The sequence below is a fragment of the Elusimicrobiales bacterium genome, assembly GCA_041651175.1.
GTDB lineage: Bacteria > Elusimicrobiota > Elusimicrobia > Elusimicrobiales > Elusimicrobiaceae > JAQTYB01.
Map to the genome: position 1 here is coordinate 24,657 of JBAZJT010000008.1, position 22,400 is coordinate 47,056.

The window sequence follows — 22,400 nt, forward strand, 5'->3', positions numbered from 1 at the left end:
CTAGTTCAACACCCCCGCCGCCAGCCGGGAGGCGACGGCGTCTATGAAGCCTTCGGTTGTCTGATGCTTGTCGGGCCTGGGCGTCATAAGCGGAACAAGGTCCTTTGTGACAATGCCGTCCTCTATGCAGGAAATCACAGCCCGCTCCAGCCGCTCGCCGAATTTGACCACCTCCGGCGTGCCGTCCAGCTCGCCGCGCTTTTTGATGCCGCCGGTCCAGGCGAATATGGAGGCGACGGAGTTGGTGCTTGTCGCATTGCCCTTGAGATGCTCGTAATAATGCCGCTTCACAGTGCCGTGCGCGGCCTCGTATTCAAACTTCCCGTCGGGGGAGACCAGGACGGAAGTCATCATCCCCAGGCTGCCAAATCCGGCGGCCACCATGTCGGAGAACACGTCGCCATCGTAGTTGCGCATGGCCCAGAGCATGCCGCCCTCGTGCTTCATCACCTGGGCGACGGCGTCGTCTATGAGCATGTAGCGGTAGCTGATGCCGGCCTTGTCCATGTCCGCCTTGCGCGCGGCCACTTCCTGGGCGAAAATATCGCGGAAATGGGCATGGTATTTTTTGCTTATGGTGTCTTTTACCGCAAACCACACGTCCACCCGCTCCGACAGGGCGTAGTTGATGCAGGCCTTGGCGAAGGAGTGTATGGACTTGTCGGTGTTGTGTATGCCCATTATGACGCCGGGGCCGTTGAAGTCGTGGATGGTGGCGCGCAGTTCCGCGCCGCCGTCGGACGGGGTGAACATAAGTTCCGCCTTGCCGGGCCCGTCCGCCACCAGTTCCATAGACTTGTAAAGGTCGCCGTAGGCGTGGCGGCCTATGATGATGGGCTTTTTCCAGCTGCGCACGGCGGGGACGATGTTTTTGACCGTTATCGGCTTGCGGAACACGGTGCCGTCCAGTATGGAGCGTATCTGCCCGTTGGGCGAGGGCCACGCCTTTTTAAGGCTGTATTCCTTCACGCGGTCCGCGTCCGGGGTTATGGTGGCGCATTTTATGCCCACGCCGTACTGCTTGATGGCGTTGGCGGAGTCCACGGTGATTTTATCGTCGGTCTCGTCGCGCTTTTTGACGCCGAGGTCGTAATATTTGAGGTCTATGTCCAGATGCGGCAGGATGAGCTTTTCCTTTATCATCGCCCAGATGATGCGCGTCATCTCGTCGCCGTCCATCTCCACTACCGGGGTTTTGACTCTTATTTTTGCCATATGGTTTCTCCTTAAACGGCTGCCGCCGCGGGCTGTGTGGTGTAGTTAAGCAGGCCGCCCGCCGCGATTATATCGCGCTGGCGCTGCGACAAATTGTAGACGCATTCAATATCCGCGCCGGTGCGCGCGTTTTTGATTATGACCGGCCTGCCCTGCGCCAGCGCATCGCGCCAGTCCGGGGAGGAGAGCTTGTCGCCCTTTTCAATCCTGTCGTAATCGGCTGGATTTTTGAATGTCAGCGGCGCGATGCCGAAATTCACCAGATTGGCCGCGTGTATGCGTTCAAACGACTTGGCGACGACGGCTTTTACACCCAGGAACATCGGACACATCGCCGCATGCTCCCGGCTGGAGCCCTGCCCGTAGGATTCGCCCGCCACAATGATATTGTGGACGCCGGCGGCCCGGTTTTCAAGGCAGCGCTTGGGGAAAGAGGGGTCCACGTTTTCAAACACGAATTCGGCGTACTTCGGCACGTTGGAGCGGTATTTAAGCCGCGCGCCGGCGGGCATGATATGGTCGGTGGTGATTTTGTCGCCCGCCTTGATTGCGGCCTCGCCTTCAAGCGACTGGGGCAGCCGCCCGTTGCGCGGCGGCTCGCCTATATTGGGGCCGCGGAACACCGGAGTGGCTTTCAGCTCCGGCACGGGGAAAATGAACATGCTGTCGCCGGCCAGGTAACGCGCCGGCTCCTTTATCTTAGGGTACGCCGTTCCGGTTTTGCGCGGGTCGGTGAAACGGCCCGTTATCGCCGAGGCGGCGGCCGCTTCCGGGCTGGTCAGATACACCTGCGCGTCCTTTGTGCCGCTTCTGGCCTCAAAATTGCGGTTGGACGTGCGTATGGAAACGCCCGCGCTCTTGGGCGAGAAATGATTGCCGATGCAGAAGCCGCACGCGCTTTCCATGATGCGCGCGCCGGAGGCGATTAAATCCGCCAGAGCGCCCTTGCGCGCCATCATTTCCAGCACCTGCCGCGAGCCGGGGGCTATTGCCAGACTCGTATTCGGATGAACCGTCTTGCCTTTTAGTATCGCCGCGACGGTCATCATATCCTTATAGGACGAGTTGGTGCAGGAACCGATACATACCTGGTCAACCTTCATGCCCTCAAGCTCGGAGATTTTTTTGACGTTGCCGGGGCTGTGCGGCGCGGCGGACAGCGGCTCCAGCGCGGAGAGGTCCAAATCAATCACGCGGTCGTATTTCGCGGAGGCGTCGGCTTTGAGCGGCGTCCAATGCCCGGCCCGGCCCTGCGCCCTGAGGAATTTTTTTGTAACGCCGTCGGAGGGGAATATGGAGAAAGTAACCCCCATTTCCGCGCCCATGTTGGCGATGGTGGCGCGCTGCGGGACGGACAACGTTTTCACGCCGGGGCCGCCGTACTCCAGCGCCACGCCCACATTGCCCTTGGTGGAGAGAATCTCAAGCATTTTCAGCACGACGTCTTTTGCCGCAACCCAGTCGCGCAGTTCGCCTGTGAGATTAACGAGATAGACGCGCGGGCAGACGGTGTAGAACAATCCCCCGCCCATGGCGACCGCCACGTCAAGCCCGCCCGCGCCGATTGCGGCCTGGCCTATGCCGCCGCCGGTGGGGGTATGGCTGTCGCTTCCCAGCAAAGTGGTGCCGGGCTTGCCGAAACGCTCCAGATGCACCTGATGGCAGATGCCGTTTCCGGCGCGGGAATAGACTATGCCGTATTTGGCGGCCACGGTTTGCAGGTAAATATGGTCGTCGTTATTTTCAAAGCCGACCTGGACGGTATTATGGTCCACATAGGAAACCGACAAATCGGTTTTGACAGAATCTATGCCCAGCGCCTCAAATTGCAGATACGCCATTGTGCCGGTGGCGTCCTGCGTGAGCGTCTGGTCTATCCGGATTCCTATTTCCTTTCCCGGCGTATACTCGCCTTCCTTAAGGTGCGCCTGAAGGACTTTCTCCACTATATTCTTGCCCATACCAACTCCTTATTAAAGGCTGCCGGATTAAAATCGCGGCAGCCTTTGAAATGCGCGGTTCACCCGCTTATCGTGAATATTCTATCAGAAAACCATTTCCCCCCCGCATTGACACCGGTCAACGACTAAAATCAATCCCTTCCTCAACGCCCGCCGGAGACAGCTGCTTGAAACATCATCTGGCTTATTGTAGCGACGCTACACTTTATCCTTCCAGCTCCACCATTTCAGCAGTCCCGGGGCTGGCTTGTCCGTTGACGCGAAATAAACCGCGCAGCGGAAAACATACAGCACGCAGCGGTCCACAGGCCCGCCTTTCTGACGGCAGTGCCGTTTGTAAAGCTCTTCCGCGCTTGCTGACCTCAGGTCGGAGACAGAACGCACGCCAAGCAGCCATAAATCGTTGGCAATGCTTGGGCCGACGCCGGGTATGCGCCGCAAATCCTTCAGCGCCTTGTCCCTGATTCCCCCGCCGCCTGCCTGCTGTCTTGCAACTGTATCTTTTGGCATATCAATCCAGCCGGAAGCCTTCGCCCCATAGATTGTCTATTTTTATCGCGCTGCCTTCCAGCTTGCGCCTTATGCTGGCCATGTGGACGGCCAGAGTATGCATTATCTCGCGCGAGTACGCCTTGCCCGGCCACAGTCGCTGCTTGAAATCGTCATAGCTGACCAGCTTGTGCTTGTTTTCCAGCAATACGCGCAATATGGAGAATTCGCTGCGGGTAAGCGATATTTCCACCTGCGTAGGCTGCGGCTGCCCCTCTTTTTTGACCTTGAAATAACAGCGACGGCCCGGCACGTCCATGGAAAGTTCCATCGCGCCGGAAAGCATTTTCCGGGCCGGGGCGGGCTTTTTGCGCTCCCGCAGGCGGACAAGCGCCTTGATTTGCTCGGCGAAAACGCGGGGGCGCAGCGGCCTTACCGCCACTTCGTTCACATAAGATTGCAGCAGGGACAGCACTTTCTGGGGGGTGGCGCCTTCCTCCAGCACGGCCACAATAACCGCCGCCGGGAAAGACTGCCGCGCCTTCGCCAGATATTCCTCCGGCGGGACCTGGCCAAAAACCGAGGTTTTGGCCGCACAGTCAACAATAACCGCCGCCGGCATGCCGGAGCGGGTTACCCGCGCCGCATCCTTCCAGCCGCCGGCGCCGGATAATTGGCAACCCGCATCGGAAAACGGGACGCGGCAGAAATTGACAAGCTCAGAGTCCGCGGTGAGAAATAGAACTAAAAGCTGTTCCATTATTTGATTTTGATAAGAAACTGGCGCTCGGTCGGCAGCGCCTCCGTGCCGGAAAACGCTATAGCGTCCGGCTGGCGGTTGAGCAGCCGGGCCAGCAGGTCGCGCGCAAGGCCGGCCTGCTCGTCGCCGCGCGGCTTGGAATCGGCATAGCACACCACGCTGACCGCCCGCCCGTTATAGCGCATCTTGATAATATCCGCGGCGGCGGAAAGGGCGGGTTCGGCCCTGTCCTTGTCCAGCGAAAGCAGATCCCGCGCGTCGCCGAAAAGCCGGGCGCTGTCCACTTCTATGGCGGGCGCGCCGTCCAGAACGATTTCGCGCACGTCAAAACGGAATTCCGCCGGGCTGGCGGGACCGCCAAGGTGCGCGCCGCCGCTATCGGTCAAATTCAGAAAAGCGTTATAGGAATGCCCCGCCCTGACCCACAGGCCAGCCTGGTTCTTTCCGTCCCACGTCAGCTTGTCCGGCGGCTTGCCGGAGCCGGAGAATTTATGGAAAACGGAGCCGTCGTCGCCCATGATGTCCAGCTCCCACTGAAGGCCGGCATACCAGCTAGCCGCCGGGGGCTGCACCAGTATCCTGGCCATGGAAAAAGCTATGTCAAACACGACATCGCCCCGGGAAATAAGATAGTGCCATTGCGGCTTGATAACCTTGGGGCTGTGCAGCGTATCCGGACGGTTATGTTTCCAGTCAAAGGTTACCGGCGAATCCGCCAGAAAAAGCTTGTCGTCCGGCTCCAGCATGGGGGTTAGCGCGTCCATCGGGTCAAAAACGAGCTGAAGCTTTGGCCGGTTGAAGGGAAACTTGGAAATAGTCTCGCCCTTGATTATTATTTCGGCATAGGAAGTGGTGTCCTGCGCGCGCGCGGCTCCCGCGGCAACCGCGATAACCGCGGCAACCGCAAGAGCGAAACCTGCCGGATATTTTTTAACAAAGCTCATGGTCATCTTCCCTCAAATGTTACCGTTACGGTCCCCCACTGCTCGCCGGATGACGCAGGCAGCGGCGCGAACTTCCAGCCGCGCAGGGTTTGCGCCACCAGCTTGTCTACGTCGGCATAACCGGACGTGCGCGTCACGGTGAAGCCGCCGGTTGCCGCGCCGTCCGCAGCCGCCCATATCCTGACGGACACCGAAATGCCGGCGGAAAGGCTGTTTCTCATCCTGGGCGGGAGGGACAATCCCGCGCGCGCAACGATGTCCCGCGCGGCAAGCGGGCCCTCAATTTCGTAATAAGCCGACAGCGCGCGCACACGCCGCGCGCGCGTTTTGCCGGCGGCGGAATCATAAGCGTGCCGCGCTTCCCCCGCGGTGGCAAGCGGGCTTGCCACGTCTATCAGCCTGCCCACCTGTTTTGAACCTCTTTCCAGTTCCAGCGAAACAGGCAGAACCCGGACGCCGGCCTCGTTAAGCGGAGCGGCGCGCACCATGCGCGGACTGTCCCGCAAATCGGAATGAGGCGGCTCCAGACGCGGAGAAAGCATATCCTCCGAGCATGCGGGAAACGCGAATGCGAAGATGAAAATGCCTGTTGCAAGCCTCATCATTTATTCTCAAATCTTATGGTGATTATGCCATGCTGCTTCTGGAGAGGCTCGTCCGGAGACAGCGGCTCGAAAACCCATTTCTTAAGCTCATCCGTAACATACTTGTCCAGGTCCGCATAACCGGACGTGCGCATGACACGGAAAGTACTCATGACGGCTCCTTCCGGAGTAACCCATATCTTTATGGAAACCACGGCCTCGGATATCGGACGGCCTCTGGCCCATTTGGGGAAGGGGATGGCGTCCCTCTTGAGTATTTTGCGGTTGGCCAGCGGGCCTTCTATGTCGTAATCGCCGCTCATCATGCCGAATTCGTCGCGCCCGGCGGCGCGTTTTTTCCGTTCCGCCGGCGTGACGGGAGCCTCGGATATGGCGGGTTTGGCGCGGGGCTTGGCCGGCTCATCGTCCATGGTGAGGGCGTCCTCGGCGCCTATCATCTTGCCGCCGCGGCCTCCGCCGACATCTATGGTTGAAGGCATGACAATGCCGCGCCTCATGCCGATATCTTCCAGAGCTGCGGACTGCGCTATGCGCGGCCCAGCGGCGACTTTAAGCCCGCCGGCGTCCGCCATTTTCAGCCGGGAGCCCGACGACATGTCCATGCTGATGGCGCGCTTGGGGCCGGATACCTTGCCCCTGGCGTCGTTAAGCACCGAGGCGGGCATCACAAACTGCTTTGACAGGTTCAGCTTGGCCAGGGCCAGCGGGCTTTTCGCGCTGACTATATGCGCCTTCGGAGCGCTGGGAGTGGGAATCTGTATCAGTTCCTTGGGCGGAGGCGGAGGCGTGTACCTTTCCGGCTGCATTATGAAATCCACACTGTTGATAAGAGATGTCTTGCTTTCCGGCGCCCACGCCATTTTAAGATAGAACACCAGCAGCAACGCATGCGCCGCCGCCGAAAGGGCGAAAGCGCGCGAGGACCTCTGGCTCTGGGTCATCATTTATTCTGCTCCGTGGCTATGGTCATGTCGCGCGCGCCGCATTCCTTGGACAACTGCATCAGCTCCGCCAGAAGGCCGTAGGCCGAGCCTTTGTCCGCACGGAAAATCACGTATTTGCTCTGGCTTTTCATTATAGCGACCTTAAGGTCGGCCCGCATATCCTCGCCCTTGACATACGGCTTTTCAAACAGCGCCAGCTTGCCGTCGGGAGCGATGCTTATGATTATTTTCTCCTGCTCATTTCCTTCCTGCGTGTGCGCCACCGGAATCTGCACCTTGAACGGCGGGTCGGACAACATGGGCGCGGTTACCATGAATATGATGACCAGCACCAGGCACACGTCCACCAGCGGGGTGACGTTTATACCCGTTATTTCGCCGTCATCCGATTCGGCCTGCATTGCCATAGTTATTCATTCCTCATAAGAGCAAGCTTGGCTGCGCCGCACTGCTTGGCGATATCAAGAATCTGCACGACATCGCCCACCACGTTTTCGCTGTCGGCGGTTACGATAACCATGCCGTCGCGGCTGGTCTGCAGCGCGCCGATTATGGCATTGGGCAGGGCGTCAAGCTGCACCTGCTTGCCGTTGACCATCAGCACCCCCGTCTTGTCCATTTTGACAGTGACGTTTTCGCTGACGGCGGTCTGCCCCGTCGCTGTGGACGAACTGGAACGGAACACCCGTATCCCGCTTTTGAGCGCGAACGGCGCGATGGACATGAAAATAATGACCAGCACCAGGCATACGTCCACCAGCGGGGTTACGTTGATGGCCGTTATCGCGCCGTCAAATTCGTAAGGCGGCTTTTTGCTCATATTCGCCGTCCGTCAATGCGGCTTCGGCGGCATCCTGGGCTTTTCCGGCGTGGCGGGGCGGGGATCCTTTCCCGCCGCTTCCACAGCACCCGGCAGCAGCACCGAAAGGCGCGAAGACACGACCTCCATCTCCGTAACCAGCAGTTTTATCTTGCGCGTGAAGTAGTTGAACACTACGACAGCCGGAATAGCCACCAGCAATCCCGCCGCCGTGGCGACAAGGGCTTCCGATATGCCTTTTGAGACAGCTGACGCCCCGCCCACACCCGACGCCGCCAAATTGCCGAACGCCTTGATGATGCCGACGACGGTGCCGAACAGCCCTATAAACGGCGCCACGTTGCCCATGGTGCCCAGTATGCCCAGGTTTGACTCCAGCGTAAGCCGTTCCTCCTGGCGCTTGGAGGCCATCAACTCCTCCAGAACCTCCACACAGGCATTGCTGTTCTCAAGCGCGTAATGCGTAAGGCGCGACACGGGAGCATCAACTTCCAGGCAGTAGCGTTTCGCCTCCGCCATGCTGCCTTGGGCGACCAGGTCCAGCACCTTGCGCAGGAATTTGTCAACATTGCCTATGCTGGCCTTGCGGAAAACCAGCCATCTTTCTATGGCGAAAGTGATGGACAACAGCGAACATCCTATAAGAATGACCAGCGTAAAGCTGTCGCGGAGCTGCGCGATAAGACTTTCATGACCCATGTAAGTTCCTCCGGTTAGTTAGCGGCTTCCTCGTCCTGCTGTTGCTGCGCTGCTTTTTTGCGTTTGTTCTTGCGTGATTTCTTTTTCTTCTTCGCGGGCGCCTGCTCCTGCTCCGGCGCGGCTTCCGCCTGAGGCTGCTGCTCACCCTCGGACGCGGCCTGCCGGGGCTGTTCCTGTTCCTGTTGCTGCTGCGCGTCCTGCTGGGTGGCGTCCCGCAACTGGTCCGCGCGCTCGCCTGCGGCGGCGGACACTTTCTTGTCTTCCGAATTTTTGGCTATGTCCCTGTAAAGCCGTATCGCTCCCCTGAAATCTTTGGAGTCTTCGTATATCTGCGCCAGTTTTATCAGGCCCCGTATGCGGAACTGGTTGGAATACGGTTTTTTGCCCTCCAATTCCTCAAACGCGGCTTTGGCATCCCCGGCCTGCTTGTTGGAGGCGTATAGCTCGCCCATGTTGCTGTAGACTTCTATGACGGTATCGTCGTCGTTGAAGCGGGTGAGAATTTCCTTAAGCTGCCCCATCGCGCCGGGCAGATCGCCGGCGTCCTTGCGTATGCTGAAAATTTCCCAGCAGGCCAGCTTGTTGTTTTCCACGTCGGCGGAGGAAAGGCCCAGGAATTTCTTGTAATACTCCTCGGCCAGGTCCAGCTTGTTGGAGGCGCGGTAAGCCAGGCCGATGTTGAAATAAGACAGCTTGGAATACTCGGAATCGGGGTACGCGTCCATCAGCCGCCTGAAGGCGGAAATGGAGGCGTCGTAATCGCGCATCCCGTATTTGAGACTGCCCAGCCGGAACAGCGCCAGCGGCTGTATATCCTTGTCGGAGAAGTTGTTGGCCACGCGCTCAAACACGGTGGCGGCATCCTTATATTTCTTCCTCAGCAGGTACGCCTCGCCTATGTAGAGCTGCGCCTGCGCCAGCTTCGGATGATGGGTGTAGGTGGCGCTGAATTTATTCAGCCAGTAAATGGAGTTGGCATATGACTTTTTGGCGAACAGCCGCACCCCCAGCTTTAGGGAGGCCTCCCCCCCCACCGGCGTGCCTTCATGCTTGGTTGCTATATCGCCCAGCACATCCGCATAATCCGTATCCGGCGACTGGTCAAACACGCCCTCCAGCAATTCCAGTGAATCCAGCGCCTCCTGGGAAGTCGGGTAATTATTCACCAGCGTCTGCACCTGGCTTATGGTGAGCGGATAGTTTCTGTCGTTATAGGCGGACTGCGCTATGCGGAAATTGGCCATCTGCAAGTTTACACTCTGCGGGTTGTTCTTGATAATCTGGTTATACGCCGCGATGGCCTCCTTGTATTTCTGCGCGCGGAAATAGGTGTCCGCCGCGATAAGCGCGGCGTCCTTGGATTCGGCGGTATTTTTGTCGCCCGATATTTCCTTCCAGGTTTCAACCGCCTGGCTGTAATACTTCAGGCTGTAGAGCGCAAGACCGGCGCGGTATATCGCGGCGGCGGACTGCGGGCCACGCGGGGTCTCGTGCGCGTAGGTGGAATAGAGCTGATAGGCGTCCTCGTACTTTTTCTCGTTGAAAAGGCCGTTGGCGATGTCGAACTCGTTTACAAGCGTTATGGAAGACACGGTTATGCCGGAAACGTTTATCTGCCTCTTCATGGCTATAAGGCCTTTCAGCGCCGCCTGCGCGTCGCCTGCCGCCAGGCGGCACCAGGCAAGGCCGTTCTGCGCGTGGAGGCCAACCTGCACGTCGGTGAAATTTTTCAGCGCGCTGTCAAACACCGCAGCCGCCTCGTCGTAAAGGCCGATATTGTAATAAGCCTCTCCGGCATATATGTGGCACATGCCCCTGAAAAAACTGCCCGACGGCTGCTTTATGCCGGAGGTCTGCTTGAAGGTGGATGTTACCGCCGCGTAGTTGCCGCTGTCGTATTGGGTTTTAAGGATGTAAAGGATGGCCTGGTCCGCGCTCTGGCTGGCGGGGAACAAATCCGCCAGTTTGTAAAACGCGGCGAAAGCGCTCTCGTAACGGTTTTGCGCGATATATGCCTTGCCTATCAGCACGTAGGCGTATTTACCCAGATCGTCGCTGGGATATTTGGCAAGAAAAGCCTCCACGGTCCCCACGGATTCGTCGTACTGAGTCAACGTGTAACGGCACCATGCCACTTTAAGATACGAAAGAGGGGTTATTATATGGTCCGGCGGGAATTTGTCTATCACGGCGGCATATGCCTCGGCGGCATCCTTGTACTGCCCCACCTGGCGCAGCGCCTCGCCCATGAAATACTGGGCATAGGCGGCGTATTTGTCCGCCGGAAACTTCTCCAGAAAGCCTTTGAACGAGGCCGCCGCCTCGGAATTATTCCCGCGCTTGAACTGGCAGGCCCCCACCCGGAACACCGCCGACGGCAGCAGCACGGATTTGGGATAGCGTTCCGCGAATCTCTGGAACTTGGCCTGCGCGCCCTCGTAATCGCTGGAGCGGAAAAAAGAATCGCCTATCAAAAAATCGGATTTCTCGTCCAGACCGCTGCCGGGGTATTCGTCGCGCAGTTTCTCAAACGTGGCTGCGGCCAGGTAAGGCTTGTTGTGGAACATGTCCAGACAGGCCATGTAGAAACGCGCCTCGGGAGTGTTGACCTGCGCGAAACGTTTCCCAGCCGTTTCGTAATCGCCCTTTTCCAGCGCCAGAAACCCTCCGGCCAGCAGACCGCCGGGCTCCGCCGCGTAATCGGGATGTTTTTTGAGCAGTTCGTCGTAAAACAGGGCGGCTTCCTCGTTTTTTTTGAGCGCAAGCTTGGCATAGATTATACCCAGCATCGACTCCGGGTCCAGATAGCCGGGGGAGCCGGAAACCACTTTCTTGAACACGGTTACCGACTGTTCCCATTCCTGCTGGTTGTAAAGCGCCTCGCCCTGGCGGTAATTCGCCGAATCCGCCAGCGTGGAATCCAGTTTGGCCGCGTCCAGATAGCGCTCAATCGCCTCTCCGAATTTTCCGTAGGAGGCGGAGCCTTTCCCGTTGGGGGAGCCGATTTTGTTGGCGTCGGCCTGCAGGGCGAGGCCGCGGTCCATGCTCACTTCACCCTGAAGGAAACGCGCCACGCCAGCCTTGTCCGAAGCCGGGAAATCCTTGATGAATTTAGCCAGCTGCACCGAAATGTATTCCTGAAGCGTGCCGGTGGATTTGTACAGGGCGGAAATATCGCGCAAAGCCTTCCTGTCATCCGGAAGGTCAACGGCGCCGAAGGCGGCGGGGACCGAAACCGCCAGCGCGGCAAGGAAACAAAGCACCCGCGCACGGAAAACCGGCGGAATATGGACCCCGCATTTCATATAGGGACAGTATAGAAGTCTGCGCGGATATTGTCAACCGACATGAAATGACAGATGCGGCCCGCGTTTTTTGCGCCTGCTCCGGTTTTATATGGTAAAATGATTAAAACCTTATGCGGAAGCTTATAATTCAAATTCCCTGCTTCAACGAAGAGAAGACGCTGCCCGCCGCGCTTGCGGATCTGCCGCGCAGCGTCTCCGGCTACGGCAAAGTTGAATGGCTCGTTATTGACGACGGCAGTTCCGACCGCACTGTACAGGTCGCAACCGCGCATGGCGTTGACCATATAGTGAAGTTGCCGCATCACGCGGGGCTTGCGAAGGCTTTCATGGCCGGGATAGAAGCCGCCCTTAAAGCGGGAGCGGATACCATAATAAACACAGACGCCGACAATCAATACTCCGCCAAATGCATTCCCGCGCTGGTGGCCCCCATCCTTGAGGGCAAAGCGGAAATGGTCATAGGGGAGCGGCCCATCAGCGACATAGGGCATTTCTCCCCGGCCAAGAAAATGCTGCAAAAACTGGGCAGCTGGGCCGTGCGCGTTTTCAGCGACACGGATATACCCGACGCGCCCTGCGGCTTCCGCGCCATTCACAAGAACGCGGCGGTAAGGCTCAACGTTTTTTCCAGCTACACCTACACTCTGGAAACAATCATACAGGCCGGGCGCAGCGGAATGCCCGTAACCAGCGTGCCGATAGAGGTGAACGGGCCGCTGCGCCCCTCGCGGCTCATCAAAAGCATTCCGCGCTACATAATGCTTTCCATACTGGTCATAGGCAGGATATTCATAACCTACCGCCCTTTCAGGTTTTTCCTTATGCTGGGAGGCATATTCGCCTTTCCCGGTATACTATTCGGGGCGCTTTTCGCGGTGCGCTATGCCAGATACGGCGGCGTGCACATACAAGCCCTCACTCTGTCCTCTATACTCATGATGTCGGCCATAATCAGCGTCATGATAGGCATATTGTCGGACATCGTGGCAGTCAACAGGCGGCTGTCTGAAGAAATCAGGGCAAGATTGCTCCTGGCGGAAATCCGCGATGCGACAGACAAATAATCAATCTCCGGCGGGCAATTACTACGACAAGTATTCGTCGTCAAATCCTGTTGCGCGGTTGCTTATGCGCGGTTTTTTCAGGTCCTTTGACGCTTTTTTGGATGAGGCCAATCCCTCAACCGCTTTGGATGCCGGGTGCGGAGAGGGCCATTTGTCGTTGCGCATGGCGAGGCGCGGAATAACCGTCTCGGCATGCGATATTTCAGCCAGCTGCGTAGCGGCCACGAGATCCCTGCTGCAATCAGCGGGGTGCGCCGGCTCCATTTTTGAGGCTGATGTATGCAATGTCAAGGCCTGTCCCGCGCCGGATCTGGTGGTATGCTGCGAAGTGCTGGAGCATTTGCCGGACCCTAAGGCGGCATTGGACACGCTTGCAGGCATCGGCGCGCGCAGTTTCATATTCAGTGTGCCGAAAGAACCGCTTTGGCGTATTCTGAATTTGGCGCGAGGCGCTTATGTGAAAGACATGGGCAACACTCCCGGCCATATCCAGCACTGGAACAGCAATACCTTCATCAGGCTTGTAGAGAGCAAATTTAAAATTGTCGCCGTAAGACATCCTCTGCCTTGGACGATGATCCTGGCCAAAGAGAAGGGAAAACCGTGAAAAGCGGGATTCGCCAAATCACATCTCCGCAAAAGCAAAATCTCCGTGAACAGGAGATTGAGGCGTTTCTGTCCCCTTTCCTGCGCAGGCAGCGCATGATGGCGGCATTGCCATGGATGCAGGGCCGCGTGCTTGATTTCGGCTGCGACTTCAGCCTGCACTCCCTCTTCACCGCCAAAACGGGACTTTCCATTTCGCTATACAGGAAATTTTTGCCGGGCGCAAATCAGCTTTTTATTCTGGAAACCTGCGCAACGCCCCGCCCCGCACAGGAGAGATAAAACCAATGAGCATTCCGGGAAACATTTTTGCGCCGGCAGATAACGGCAACAAGCTATCGCTGCTGGGTGGAAGGTTGTCCGCCGTTTTCGCGGTATTTATCGCCTCATTATGGCTGCGGGACCTGTTTTTCTTTTTTGCGTTCGCCACCCATATAGAGCTGATTCGCAGCATCGGCTGGGCGGTGTTTGCGCTTTCGCTGCCCGCCGGAATCGTTTTGTCCGTCCGCCATGTTGAGCCGGACAGGGAACGCTGCACATGGCTCGGTTTTATCGTGCTGGCGTTTCTGGCCCTGCTGGCTCTGTCCAGGTCCGTTTTTCCGGACATGAACATAGACACCCTCAACTACCACATATTTCTCCAGCAGCAACCGCTTCTGGACAATGTTCACGACAATTTTTTCCCATGCAGGTCCTGGACTTTTTCGTTCCCGCTCGGAGACGCCCCTTTCCGCATATTCCGCTTTTTGCTGGGGTACAGGCTGGGCACGTTTTTGAACATGCTGCTAACCGCGTTGCTCTATATCCAGTCGCGAAACCTCATCCGAATATATGTGCGCAGCCGCGCCATACAAATGCCCGCAATTGCGACGGATGCGCTGGCTTTTATCGCCGTATCAACCGAGCAGATACTCCTGACGTTCGGAACATACTTAATTGACTCGCTGGTAATTCCGCTTATGCTGGAATCCCTGGGTTTGCTCATCTTTAGCAGCAAGCCCGCAGCGGATGGCACAAGAACGGAAAACGGACTTGCTGTTCACCTTATCGCGGGTTCATGCGGCATGAGTGTGGCCCTTAAACTAACCAACATCCCGTTCGCGGCGGTTATCATGCTTCTGACGCTTTTCCGGCACCGGGAATATGTTTCTGCAAAAGCCGGAAAGAGAATCGCGGCCTTATTTGCACTGCTGGCAATTCCGGCGCTGCCGTATGCGGCATACAACTATGCTTCCGTGCTAAATCCCGTATATCCGTTTGCCAACACTGTTTTCAAATCCCCGTGGTATGCCTTAAAAGAATTCCGCCTGCATATTGCTCCTCAAAACATCGCGGAAATTTTAGCATGGCCGCTTATAGGGATGCTTCACCCGGAAAGAGTTTCCCGTGTGGAAATTTATTCCGGCCAGCTTATCATCCCCGTAATCGCCATTTTGCTGGCCTGCGCATGGCTGCTGGCGAAGAAATTGCGCTCACAGTCAGATGAGGACACTCCGCTGCTGATGTCAATGCTGTTTTTCGCGATATCGCTGCCGTTATGGATTAAGGTGTTTTTCCTCGCCAGATACGCGGCGTTGCTGGAAATGTACGGCGACATAATTCTGTCCATGCTGATAATACGCTTGTTCGCGCATGGGAAAATGATTTCAAGGACCGCGGGCGCCGCCGCATTCGCGCTGTGCGCCATGCAAACCGTCTACTGCTATTACTTGGTGATAAACAAAAACACTGACTATTCATGGCGTCCGGCTGCATGGTCGGACAGGAAGGCGTGCGCGGACAACCTGTCTCTGTTCGGGCGAGACCGCTCCATGCCGAAAGAAGAGCAGAAAATCCTGGACACCGTGGGCCTGTGGGTTTTGGACGGCCCATCCAGCGTTTACACGCTTTTAAACGGCAAAGCGCCGGCCGTCAATCTGGGACTGCTTGGCGACGATACCCCAGCGCGCAAAGATTTCGTCATATCCGCCGCCAAAGCAGCATTGACCCGGTTCAAGGATAAAAAAAACTTCACTATCGCGGATAATTCCAGCGCCGGCTACACATTGAAAACCCTGCGAAAATACGGTTTCACTCCGGTTTCCGCAACGGCTTTGCATCCGTATTTTTTACCCAAAGGAAACGTGCTGATGCTGTTTGAACTCAGTGCCAGCACCGTTTCCCTTGCCGGCGACACCGAAGCGGACTTACCGCCAGACCAACGTCCCGAGATAACGGATTTGGAGGTATCCATAATACCGGAACTGGGGGATAGGCGCACGAAACTGCTGAGTAAATCTTTCCCGGAGGACAGGTATGCGCTGCTGTCAATAGCGGACCTTTATCTCAGAGGCGGCTGGATAAACAAAGCCCGGTGGTATGCCGAAGCCGCATCGCGCGGCTTTACCCAGATTCAAGACAACAACCCTTTTCCGGATTTAACCATGGGGAACCTGCTTGAAGCGGAAGGCAAATACAAAGATGCCTATCTGATGCATATTTCCGCATTGGAAAAAGCCCGGTTTCTGGGTATCCAGAACCCGTTTTTTGAACAAGCGCGGCAAAGAGTTGAGCGAACCATATATTCTCTCGCCATGGAATTGCCCTCTAAGGAAGAAATTGCCGCGCAAAAACACAAGCCGTTCGCGGACTTCACGGCCCTTGTTTCCGAGAAAGACGCCGAAATAACCGAAGCTGATATAAAAGCCATCCCGCAACTGGAACAACTGCGCAAGGAGCTGTCAGCAAAAAACTCGCCGGACAACCGCTATGCGCAACTATTCATAGCGTCAGCATATCTTTCCGGCGGATATTATCCCAAGGCCTTGTGGCATGCGGAAGCGGCCTCAAAGGCATTTTCCGCGGGCGAAAACAATAATCCGTATCCTGATTTCACTCTTGGCGCAATTATGGAGAAACGCGGAATGTACTGCGACGCCTACAAACTATACGCGGCGGCGGCAGCAAAGGGCGAAATAGTGAAAGACTTCAATCCCGCTTTTCAGGCGGCATTATCCAACCTGTCCGCAAAAATGTCCCCCCAGGACAAGGCAAAGGCGGACAAATTTGTCACAGCCATGAAAACTGAATTGTCCGCCAAACAATCGCATGACCGGCCTGCTGTTTCAAAACAGCATGTCGCAACTTCGCGGCAGCCAACTCCCGACGACATCGGCAGCAATTTGCGCTCGGCCAGGCTCGTATCCGGCTGGCACCTGTGGGGAGACAAAAGCATCTGGATGGCCAGAGTTTCCGAAGCGGATTTCAAATCGGGCTCCGGCGGGAAAGCGGTGTTGTCGGCCTACCTGCCGGGCAATCTGCCTGCCAGGAAACTTTCGCTATTCTGCGACGGCAATCCGCTGGGAAATTACAGCATCGCGCCCGGAGCCGTTCATATAGAAGCGCAGGGACTTCCGCCCAACAGGATTGTAAGGCTTAAAATAGAGCTTGATAAATCCGTCGTGCCGGCAGACGCCGGGCTGGGAGCCGACAAACGCGAACTGGGGCTGCTGTTTAGCGACATCGTCCTCAACTGAATTTGATAGTATCTGAAACGTGAAAGACGCCACACAACCGTCCGGCGCGGGACTGCCTTCCGGCAATTGCGGAAAAGGGGCCTGCGCCGTTTTTTTTCTGGCTGCGGCGGCTTATTTCATCATCGCGCTGTGGAAGCTGCGCTTTCCGGGACTGTATTACGACGAAATCCCGTTTGCCAACATAGCGCTGGGCTGCCCGTCGGGCGATTTGTCGGTGCACCGGCGCTGGGGCGGCATTCCCGTAATGATAGTTCCGTATTACAGCGCGCTCAAAGGCTGGCTGTATTATCCGGTATTCAAGGCTTTTGGCGTTTCGGCCTGGACAGTGCGCCTGCCTGCGGTTTTATTCGGCGCGGGCGCCATCGCGCTGACTTGCCTTTATGTCCGGAGGTTTTTCGGCGGCGCGGCGGCGCTTGCCGCGCTTTGCCTGATTGCCGTTGACCCTTCCTTTGTTTTCAGCACGCGGCTTGACTGGGCGCCCTCGTCGCTGATGATGCTGTTCAAGGCCGCCTTTCTGCTGGGACTGGCTGAATGGATAATGCGCAAACGCGCGGCGGGACTGTGGCTGGCCGGCGCGGCGGCGGCTGCCGGGACTTTTGACAAGCTCAATTTCATCTGGATTGCGCTGGCCGGGGCGGGCGCGCTGGCAATCGTCTATCACAAGCGGCTGGGCGAGGGGCTGCAGCGCAGCCGCGCCGCCTCAATCGCGCTTTGCGTTCTGCCGGTTCCCTGCGCGCTGCTGGGCGGCTATTATGTAAGCCTCATTCACGGCAGATGGGTGGCGGCGCGGCATTTTCCGCAGCGGCTGGAAGACATCGCGCGGGTCGCGCTTTCCACCGCCGGCGGCTGCGGCCCGCGCGAGTTCATTTTCGGCTGCGGGCTGCGGCAATGCACGGAATATCTTCTGCTGCTGGCGGCGGCATTCGCCGCGGCGTTTGCCGCGCGCGCAGTCTGCAAACGGGCGCTTGCCTCGGCGCGAGAACTGGGGTTCATGGCGCTTTTCTCCGTCCTGCTGCTGGCGCAGATATTCATAACCGCCAATGCCGGCGGGACTCAGCATCTGGTGTTGCTGACGCCGACGGGGCTTGTGATTCTGGCCGCGCTGCTGGCCCCCGCTTTTGAAGACTCGGACATATCCGTAGCCCGCCGGCGCGCGGCGCGCATCCTGGCGTCCTGCGCGCTGGGGCTTGCGCTTTTCGGCGCGCTGCGCGTTGACGCGGCATATATGCGGGATATGGACTCCCCCCCGCAAAACGTCAACTGGGACACCGCCTCCCGCGAACTTGCCGATTATGCCGCCTCCCATCCGGGCAAACGATACGCGGCGGTTGACTGGGGACTGTCAGCTCCGCTGGTGGCGCACAGCCAGGGCAAAGCCGTCTGCCGCGACCTGTGGCAGAACTTCATGGGCTACGCCTATTCGCCGGACCCGCAATGGCTGAAGCGGTTTGGGGACGAGTTCATGCGGCAAGACGTCGTGTTCCTGATGCACGCTGCGGGCGCGCATGTTCCGCCCGCAAGGCGGGAGACGAGGGATAACTTTTTCGCCGCCGCGAAACTGCGCGGCTGGCGGCTGGAGAAACTGGCCGGCATACAATCCTCCGCCGGAAAACCCTTTATTGAGCTTTACGGCGCGGGTTTGATACAATCAGGGAGCGCGGCAGCACAGCGCGGGGTGGTCCGGAAATGAAAAAAATACTCGCCATAGACGATGACGCGAGCATTCTGTCCCTCTATGCCGACATACTGGGCAGGGCGGGCTACGAGGTGCATTGCGCCGAGGATGGCGTCAACGCGCTTTTTAAATATCAGAGCATCAAACCCGACCTCGTGCTGCTGGATTATGAAATCCCCGCCGGAGGCGGCCTGGGCGTTTTCAAGCGGCTGCGCGGCGCGCTGGCGCAGACAGTGCCGGTGCTGTTTGTAACCGGGCATCCGGAATCCGTGCTTGGCATCGCGCTTAAATTCTACAAGGTTGGCTATCTGAAAAAACCGTTCACGCGGGAAGTGCTGGCGCAGAGAGTCCGGGAAGCGCTGGGGGAAGCCCCGCAAGCCGCGCCGCAGCCGGCGCCGCAACCCGCGCAAGCGCCCTCGCCCCAGCCGCAGCAGCAGCCGGCGCAGCCGCCTGCGGTTCAACCCGCCCCCAATCCGGTTCCGCAGCAGCAGCCCGCGCCCCCACCGGCCGCGCCGCAGCCTCCGCCGCAACCCGCGCCGCAACCCGCGCAGCAGCCTATGCGCGCCGCTCCGCCAAACCCGCCCGCGGACGACGATGACGACGATAATCTTCCACCGCTCATCATAAGACCCAGGCAATAACCGCATAAAAAAAGCCGGAGATTTTGCTAACATAAACAAACAAGGAATTTTTATGGCTGACAAAAAACAGAAACCGGCCTCCGCGCCGGCAAAGAAAACCTCGGCGGGCGCGGGGTCGCTGGTAATAGTGGAATCCCCCGCCAAGCAGAAGACGATAGGCAAGATACTGGGCGCGGATTTCGCCGTGCGCAGTTCCTTCGGACACGTGCGCGACCTGCCGGAGCGCGAACTGGGCGTGGACGAGAAAAACGGCTTCGCCCCCACATACAGAACCCTTCCCAAAGCGGAAAAAAACCTGCCCGACATCAAGCGCTGCGCCGCCGCCGCGCGCGACATCTATCTTGCCACTGACCCCGACCGCGAGGGCGAAGCTATCGCCTGGCATCTGGCCCAGATACTGGAGCGCGAGACGGGAAAAATGCGCCGCATCTCTTTTCACGAAATAACGCCTTCCGCAATCAAGCAGGCCATAAACTCTCCCCGCGCCATAGACATCGCGCTGGTGGAGGCGCAGCAGGCCCGCCGCGTGCTGGACAGGCTGGTGGGCTACAAGCTTTCCCCGCTGCTGTGGCGCAAAATCGGCAAGGGGCTTTCCGCCGGGAGGGTGCAGTCCGTCGCGGTGCGCCTGGTGGCGGAGCGCGCCGCCGAAATAGCCGCGTTCAAGGAAGAGGCATACTGGAGCCTGCACGCCCTGCTGGAAAAGCCGGGAGCAAAACCGGAATTTGAAACCCGCCTTGCGCAGTGGCACGGTGCCCCGGTGGAGAAAACCGCCGTCCACAAACTTTTTGCCGAGGATTACCGCGTAAAGACCACGGCGTTTGACACGGAGCAGGCGCTGTCCGGCGCGCTGTCCGCGCTTAAAGCCGGCCCGCTGACAGTGCAAAACGTTGAGACCAAAGAGGTGCGCCAGCGCCCCCGCCCGCCTTTCATAACCAGCACCTTGCAGCAGGACGCATCGGCCAAGCTGGGATTTTCGCCGCAGAGAACCATGATGACGGCGCAATCCCTATACGAAGGCGTTCCCATGGAAGGCGGCGAAACCGTGGGTCTTATAACATACATGCGCACGGATTCGTTCAATGTGTCGCGGGACATCCAGGAAGAGACGCGCAAATTCATCGTCCAGGCCTACGGGGACAAATTCCTGCCCCCCCGCCCGCCTCTCTACGCGGGCAAGGTAAAAGGCGCGCAGGAAGCGCACGAGGCCATACACCCCACCAGCGTTTTCAGAAGGCCGCAGGACATGAAACCCTTTCTCTCGGGCGAGCAGTTCAAGCTCTACGAGCTTATCTGGCTGCGCTTTGTGGCCAGCCAGCTCTCCGACGCAACTTTTGAGGCGGTCTCCGCCGACATCGCGATAGGCGCTCCCGCCGCGCCGGAAGGCATTCTGCGCGCCACGGGCCGCACGGAGAAATTCGCCGGCTATCTGACCGTATACAAGGAAGAGCGCGAAGACGACGGCGAGGAGGAAAACACCCCCCTGCCGCCGCTTCAGCAGGGCGACGCGCTGAAACTGCTGGACGCGCCCTGCCGCAGGCATCAGACCTCTCCCCCTCCGGCATACAGCGAGGCCAGCCTCATCCGCGCGCTGGAACGGCACGGCATAGGCCGCCCGTCCACATACGCGCCCACGATAAAAACCATCGTGGACCGCAAATACGTCGCAAAGAACCTCAAAAGCGGCCGGCTTGCGCCCACGGACCTGGGCGCCACCGTTACAGAGCGGCTCAAAGGCTATTTCCCGGAGCTGATGGAGCTTTCCTACACCGCCGACATAGAAACCAAACTAGACGACGTGGCCGACGGCTCGCGCAAATGGGACGCCGTGGTGAACGATTTCTACAAGCCGTTCGTGTCGGACCTGGCCAAGGCGTATAAAGAGATGGCCGCCCCGCAACCCAAGGAAACGGACGAGAAATGCCCGCTCTGCGGCGAGAAAATGCTGCTGCGCGAAAGCAGGTTCGGCAAATACCTTTCCTGCTCGCAATATCCCAAATGCAAAGGCAAAGCGCGGCTGGACAGCGAGGGCAAAAAAGTCACGCCGGAGGCGACAAACGAGGTCTGCCAGAAATGCGGCAAACCCATGGTTATCCGCACCGGGCGCAGGGGTAAATTCATGGCCTGCTCCGGGTTCCCCGCCTGCCGCAACACGGTTTCGATAGACGCGCAGGGCAACAAGGTTGCTGGTTATTCGCCGGTAACAACCAGCCATAAATGCCCAAAATGCTCCAGCGCGATGCTGCTGCGCAAAAGCGCGCGCGGCTATTTTCTGGCCTGCTCGGCCTATCCCAAGTGCCGCAGCACAGCCATAATAAGCGAAGCCGACGCAAAAGAAATTCTGGAAAAAACCGCCGCAAAATAGAAACAGCCGCGCCTTCACTCACCCGCCGCGCATAGGCCTTACGGCCCATGCGTGGCGGTTTTGGTTTTTAGATAATTACCCATTGAAGCGGCTCAGTATGCCGCCATATATAAGGGGAAGGAATACGAACACAAAAAAAACACTGCTGGCCGCGGCCGCCCTGGCGCTCTGCCTGTCCGCGCGCGCGGCATCCGCGCAGGACCAATCCGCCCGCCGCAACGGCGGAGACATTGACGGCAACGTCAGAATAAAATCCATGTATACGACATTGGACGCGAAAAAATGCGTGGAGGTGCCGGTGCCGGATGTGCCGTCGGAAGATCAATCAGGCGACTACGGCATGCAGCAATGCCCCGGTATCGCCGGTTTCAGCCTGCTGACGCTATACGGCGATATGCGTGAAAGCGTCACCGTCGTGGCGCCCGGCGGCAAGCAGTATCCGCAGCAATACTGGGAAGTGGTAAGCGCCGCTTTCGGCTCAGTGGACAAACGCGCGGAATGGGTAGGCACGCAGAAAAGGGGCAGCAAAATCTTTGAACCTTTCGCGCTTATCGTGCGCTACAATGCCAGCGAGAATGCCTCCGACGTCAACAAAACAACAGCTTATCTTGCGGTGTCGAAAATAGACATGGACAGGGATGAAATCTGCGTCGTGGCCAAAATACGTCCCGGCGCAAACCAGAACGAAAAAGCGCGCGAAGCCGCCTTCAACCTCCGCAACGGACCCTGCATGGCGTCAAACTGACTAAACCCGGCTCATACTCCCCTCCGGCGCGTTTCATCCGAGACGTG

The 22,400-nt window shown here is 58.2% G+C and carries 18 protein-coding genes; 7 read left to right on the top strand and 11 right to left on the bottom strand.

Going from position 1 to position 22,400, the window contains the following annotated elements; all coding sequences use genetic code 11:
* The 11 genes from WC421_05900 to WC421_05950 all read right to left on the bottom strand — a co-directional run bounded on the left by WC421_05900 (window position 1) and on the right by WC421_05950 (window position 11,742).
* Window positions 1–1,215, bottom strand: coding sequence for an NADP-dependent isocitrate dehydrogenase (locus tag WC421_05900; protein MFA5161760.1), 1,215 nt, complete (start codon window positions 1,213–1,215; stop codon window positions 1–3).
* An 11-nt stretch (window positions 1,216–1,226) separates the two neighbouring features.
* Window positions 1,227–3,176, bottom strand: coding sequence for an aconitate hydratase (locus WC421_05905; GenBank protein MFA5161761.1), 1,950 nt, complete (start codon window positions 3,174–3,176; stop codon window positions 1,227–1,229).
* A 198-nt stretch (window positions 3,177–3,374) separates the two neighbouring features.
* On the bottom strand, window positions 3,375–3,686 hold the full coding sequence (locus tag WC421_05910; GenBank protein MFA5161762.1) for a helix-hairpin-helix domain-containing protein: 312 nt from the start codon (window positions 3,684–3,686) through the stop codon (window positions 3,375–3,377).
* A 1-nt stretch (window position 3,687) separates the two neighbouring features.
* The gene (locus WC421_05915; GenBank protein ID MFA5161763.1) at window positions 3,688–4,425 is read right to left on the bottom strand and encodes a winged helix-turn-helix domain-containing protein; all 738 of its coding nucleotides are present in this window, start codon (window positions 4,423–4,425) and stop codon (window positions 3,688–3,690) included.
* Window positions 4,425–5,369, bottom strand: a complete 945-nt coding sequence (locus WC421_05920) for a hypothetical protein (protein MFA5161764.1) — start codon at window positions 5,367–5,369, stop codon at window positions 4,425–4,427. Before WC421_05920 ends, WC421_05915 begins: the two co-directional genes overlap by 1 nt.
* 2 nt (window positions 5,370–5,371) lie before the next feature.
* The gene (locus WC421_05925; protein ID MFA5161765.1) at window positions 5,372–5,911 is read right to left on the bottom strand and encodes a TonB family protein; all 540 of its coding nucleotides are present in this window, start codon (window positions 5,909–5,911) and stop codon (window positions 5,372–5,374) included.
* A 59-nt stretch (window positions 5,912–5,970) separates the two neighbouring features.
* Entirely contained in the window at window positions 5,971–6,918 is a 948-nt protein-coding gene (locus tag WC421_05930; GenBank protein ID MFA5161766.1) for a TonB family protein, read from the bottom strand.
* Window positions 6,915–7,325 carry a biopolymer transporter ExbD gene (locus tag WC421_05935; protein MFA5161767.1) on the bottom strand — a complete coding sequence of 137 codons (411 nt, stop codon included), beginning with the start codon at window positions 7,323–7,325 and terminating at the stop codon, window positions 6,915–6,917. The genes WC421_05930 and WC421_05935 overlap by 4 nt, the downstream gene beginning before the upstream one ends.
* Window positions 7,326–7,327: 2 nt before the next feature.
* Entirely contained in the window at window positions 7,328–7,738 is a 411-nt protein-coding gene (locus WC421_05940) for a biopolymer transporter ExbD (protein ID MFA5161768.1), read from the bottom strand.
* A gap of 12 nt (window positions 7,739–7,750) precedes the next feature.
* Window positions 7,751–8,437: a MotA/TolQ/ExbB proton channel family protein gene (locus WC421_05945; GenBank protein ID MFA5161769.1), complete on the bottom strand. Its 687-nt coding sequence runs from the start codon at window positions 8,435–8,437 to the stop codon at window positions 7,751–7,753.
* A 14-nt stretch (window positions 8,438–8,451) separates the two neighbouring features.
* On the bottom strand, window positions 8,452–11,742 hold the full coding sequence (locus tag WC421_05950) for a tetratricopeptide repeat protein (protein MFA5161770.1): 3,291 nt from the start codon (window positions 11,740–11,742) through the stop codon (window positions 8,452–8,454).
* A 113-nt stretch (window positions 11,743–11,855) separates the two neighbouring features.
* On the opposite strand from WC421_05950, the gene WC421_05955 reads away from it, so the two are divergent.
* The 7 genes from WC421_05955 (at window position 11,856) to WC421_05985 (ending at window position 22,353) form a co-directional block, all read left to right on the top strand.
* On the top strand, window positions 11,856–12,809 hold the full coding sequence (locus WC421_05955) for a glycosyltransferase family 2 protein (GenBank protein MFA5161771.1): 954 nt from the start codon (window positions 11,856–11,858) through the stop codon (window positions 12,807–12,809).
* Window positions 12,793–13,416, top strand: coding sequence for a methyltransferase domain-containing protein (locus WC421_05960; GenBank protein MFA5161772.1), 624 nt, complete (start codon window positions 12,793–12,795; stop codon window positions 13,414–13,416). Before WC421_05955 ends, WC421_05960 begins: the two co-directional genes overlap by 17 nt.
* Window positions 13,417–13,702: 286 nt before the next feature.
* Window positions 13,703–16,930, top strand: coding sequence for a hypothetical protein (locus WC421_05965; GenBank protein ID MFA5161773.1), 3,228 nt, complete (start codon window positions 13,703–13,705; stop codon window positions 16,928–16,930).
* Window positions 16,931–16,949: 19 nt separating this feature from the next.
* The gene (locus WC421_05970) at window positions 16,950–18,620 is read left to right on the top strand and encodes a glycosyltransferase family 39 protein (GenBank protein ID MFA5161774.1); all 1,671 of its coding nucleotides are present in this window, start codon (window positions 16,950–16,952) and stop codon (window positions 18,618–18,620) included.
* Window positions 18,617–19,246, top strand: a complete 630-nt coding sequence (locus tag WC421_05975) for a response regulator (GenBank protein MFA5161775.1) — start codon at window positions 18,617–18,619, stop codon at window positions 19,244–19,246. Before WC421_05970 ends, WC421_05975 begins: the two co-directional genes overlap by 4 nt.
* Window positions 19,247–19,298: 52 nt before the next feature.
* Window positions 19,299–21,608 carry a type I DNA topoisomerase gene (topA, locus tag WC421_05980; GenBank protein MFA5161776.1) on the top strand — a complete coding sequence of 770 codons (2,310 nt, stop codon included), beginning with the start codon at window positions 19,299–19,301 and terminating at the stop codon, window positions 21,606–21,608.
* Window positions 21,609–21,705: 97 nt separating this feature from the next.
* A complete protein-coding gene (locus WC421_05985) occupies window positions 21,706–22,353 on the top strand; it encodes a hypothetical protein (GenBank protein ID MFA5161777.1) in 648 nt (215 codons plus the stop codon).
* Window positions 22,354–22,400: the final 47 nt, after the last annotated feature.